Origin of the sequence: Dyadobacter sp., from assembly GCF_051859145.1 — a bacterium.
Classification (GTDB): Bacteria; Bacteroidota; Bacteroidia; order Cytophagales; family Spirosomataceae; genus Dyadobacter.
This window is the reverse complement of the sequence record NZ_JBHYGF010000301.1, coordinates 1-3947: the sequence shown is the minus strand read 5'-3', so window position 1 is coordinate 3947 and position 3947 is coordinate 1. Positions and strand designations below refer to the sequence as shown.

The window sequence follows — 3947 nt, the reverse complement described above, 5'->3', positions numbered from 1 at the left end:
ATTCTGATAATACCTTCCGAAAATTCCCACGATACATTATCCTGTTCCCTGGTTTTAGCCGCTTTCAGGATAAATGCATTATGTAGCAGATAGTTGCGCAATCTGGCCCTGATCTGCGCGTCGTTTTCCGATGCAGCAGGTTTGATTCGCCACCTGTTATTTTCAGGGTAAAAGGGATCTTCGCGATAAGGTTTGACATTCTTCGCAAACTCCATCAGCAGCATTCCCTCTGTGGGGTTAAAGCTAAAATTCATGACGCGGACACCGCCCTGCGCCATTTTAAATTGCACGCCCACTTCCTGCGTCATGCGTGCTGAGGTAAGAAAAACGGATTGGGAGCTGCTGTCGTAAGACCATTTGCCCACATTGTAATCAGCACTCTCACGGATCTGGGTAAAGTTGCCGTCGGGGAAGAAAGAGATAAACAGTTCTTTCTGGCTAAATGGCGTATTTCCCATTGCATCCTCTCCGGGAACGATCACAGAAGGGTCACTCTGGTTCATACCGTACATCCGCCACGATCCGTTCATATTCATGCTTTTAGGGAGGATTGACTCCCTTATCGCAGTCAGTTCGTCAGCCTTTCCGCTTTTTTTGCCGGTCCGGTAGATAATGCCGCGGTACTGCATGATCATAATGAGGACAAACAGGAATATGAGTTTGATGAAAGTCATGCTGATGATCTTGGAAAAAGCAGGAGTAACTTCAGGATAAATCCTACTTAAGAATGCACTCGAAGGCTGTTAAAAACCGATCCAGCTGCTTACTAAAATCAGTATTTTTCTATGAATATCATTAACTCTACAACCCTTTTCCTCGTTTTTTTATTTGCAAATCTTCATCATCATTTCAAAAACCCCGAACCTGCTGAGCAATTACCAGCAGAAGTGACACTCCGCGCCGTGCAAAGCGCGGACGGTGAAACGATCCGGATTTTTCGTGGCAATGAAAGTAAACCGGTCGTAACCCAGAATGCCAGGCCGGATTTCCGTCCGTACCTGCATCCCATTGTGGCGCCCGACGGAAAAGGTATCCTTACTGAATACAGCCCAGGCCACCACAAACACCAGACCGGAATCTACTGGGGTTATACCCGCGTAAACGGCCGCGACTACTTTCACCACCCGGCAGACGGATACTGGAAAAAAGTATCTGCAAAAGTGATTGAAGCAAAAGGAGCGGAAGTGAAATGGCAGACAGTCTACAACCTGCTGGATTCCACCGGGGCGGCCGTACTGACAGAAACACAGGATTGGACAATGCGGCAAAAAGACGGCAAATACCTGCTGGACCTGGAATGGAACGGAGAGGCACAAACTGATGTGACGATCGGGAAATATGATTACGGAGGGCTGTTTGTACGCATGCCCTGGAAAGAAGGGATCAAAGGAGAAATAGTGAATGCAGCCCGGCAGAAGAATGAAAAGGCGGAAGGTCAGGCTGCGCATTGGGTGGACATTGCTATGCAGGTAGAAGGGCGCAGCGACATGGCGCACATTGCCATTTTGGACCACAAGCAAAATAAAGGATATCCGACCATTTGGCGGGTAGATAACCAGCTCGGCGCAGGCCCCGCGCGTGCCCGGAAGGGAGATTGGTATATCAAAAAAGGTGAAACTGAAATTCAGAAACACGAGCTTGTCATCTACACCGGCGAGCTCAATGATGTGGAACTGAATAAAACTTTCGGAGAATTTGTGGGGGACAACGGCCTTTACAATGCGACTGCGCTGTGGGCGTTGGCGCAAAAAGAAGGCAGGGAAGCGAAATTCCTCAGTGCACAGGAAGCCGTCGCTGCGATGACGATCAAAGAGGGTTACCAGGTAAATGCCTGGGCATCCGAACCGATGATGACGCAGCCCATGGCTTTTTGCTGGGATGATAAAGGCCGAATGTGGATCGCTGAAAACAAGGATTACGAGTCACGCGGCAAAGGATTTTCAAATGCAGGTACCAGCCGGATTTTGATTTTAGAAGATACAGACAAAGATGGCGTAGCAGATTCGCGGAAGGTTTTTGCAGAAGGTATTGCATTTCCTTCTGCATTGGCGGTGGGCTTCGACGGTGTGTTTGTAGGCGCACCCCCAAACCTCCTTTTTATTCCTGACAAAAACGGAGACGACAAGGCAGATATGGATGACATTGAAGTCCGCCTGACAGGCTGGGGCATCCGCGACCGCCACGAAACACTGAACAGTTTTCATTGGGGACCCGATGGCTGGTTGTACGGTTTGCAGGGTTTTGCAACACCTTCGACAGTGGGCAGACCAGTAGGAAAAGGCAAGTTATACAAGCACAAAGATCCTTTTCCCGAAAATATCCCGGTTGAAGACGGTCAGGAAATCAATGGCGGTGTGTGGCGTTACCATCCTACAAAGCAGAAGTTTGAGGTAGTTGCGCACGGGTTTTCCAATCCCTGGGGGATTGACCATGACGCCAAAGGCCAGCTTTTTATTACGGCCTGCGTGATACCGCATTTGTGGCACGTGGTACCCGGCGGCATTTACCACCGTCAGGGCGGGCAGCATTTCAATCCCTATGTGTATAACGATATTAAAACCATCGCCGACCACAGTCACCGCTCGGCGCACGGCGGCGCGCGCATTTACCAGTCGGATGCATTTCCTGCTTCGGAAAAGGGGAAGATATTCATGGCTAACATTCACGAGCACGGCATTTTGTCGGATGTACTGGTTCCGAAAGGCTCAGGATTCAGTGGCAAGCATGGGGATGATTTTATGATGGCCAACAATGCGCAGTGGGTAGGCTTCAGTATGGAAATCGGGCCGGAAGGCGCTATGTATGTGCTCGACTGGCACGATGCCGATATCTGCGGGTCCGACGTGCTGAACTCAGAAACCGGCCGCATTTTCAGGATAACACCGAAAAATTCACTGGCAGAGAACTTCAAGGATCGCTATACTGACCTGACGAAAATGAGTGACCTTGAACTGGCTTCACTGCAAACCAGCAAAAGTGACTGGCACGCACGGCGGGCGAGGGTCATTTTGCAAAACCGGGCTGTAAAAAGTAGCATTGCCCAGCCTGCACTGGATAAGCTGAATGGAGTTTACAAAGACGGTTCTGCCGACGAGCGGCTGCGGGCAATGTGGGCGTTGCAGGTAACCAATGCACTTCCCGGAAAGCAGTTGACCGCTGCGCTGGCAGACAAAGATGCGCACGTACGTGCCTGGGCTATTCAGTTTTTGTGTGAAAACGGGGAGCCTGCCGAAGAGGTAAGTACCAGGCTCACTGAAATGGCGCAGAAAGACCCTTCACCAGTTGTGAGATTGTACCTGGCTTCTGCCTTGCAGCGCGTGAATGCGGATTTGAAGTGGAAAATAGCGGCCGCGCTCGTTGCCCACGGCGAAGATGCCGGAGATCATAATTTACCTAAAATGATCTGGTTTGGCGTAGAGCCGCTTGTTAAAGAGAATCCAGCGAAAGCATTGGAGTTGTCGGCTAAGTCGAAAATCCCGATGGTGACCGAGTATATCGCCAGACGAACTGTGGATGCAGATCAGGTGGAAACGCTGGTAGAAGCTATCGGCAAAGCGCCTGTGAACAGAATGGATTTGCTGAAAGGAATGCGGGATGCATTGTCAGACCGGACTGATATCAAAACGCCAGCTAACTGGACTGCTGTTCTTGCAAAGCTGAAACAATCCGATAAAGCCACAGCGGCACTCGCATTGGAGCTCAACCGGCAATTTGGGAACACCGAAGCGGCGAAGACGGACCTGGCAACCTTGAAGAGCAAGAGCGCGCCGATTGAACAAAAACGCAAGGCGCTGCAATCACTCACTGCCCGCCAGCGTCCTGAACTGACAGCCGAATTACCTGCATTACTGAATAACCCTGCTTTGCGCCTCGACGCGATCCGGAGTGTGGCCGCTTTCGAAAGTGAGCCGCTGGCTAAGTCTTTGATCGAAAATTATTCTAAATTC

2 protein-coding genes are annotated in these 3947 nt (G+C 50.4%); one reads left to right on the top strand and one right to left on the bottom strand.

Going from position 1 to position 3947, the window contains the following annotated elements:
* Positions 1-674, bottom strand: a 674-nt coding sequence (locus ACTIE6_RS16725) for a hypothetical protein (RefSeq protein ID WP_439557730.1), incomplete at its 3' end; no start/stop codon positions are given.
* 111 nt (positions 675-785) lie between these two features.
* Here ACTIE6_RS16725 and ACTIE6_RS16720 point away from each other — a divergent pair.
* Positions 786-3947: PVC-type heme-binding CxxCH protein (locus tag ACTIE6_RS16720; protein WP_439557729.1), on the top strand; the 3162-nt coding region annotated here is incomplete at its 3' end.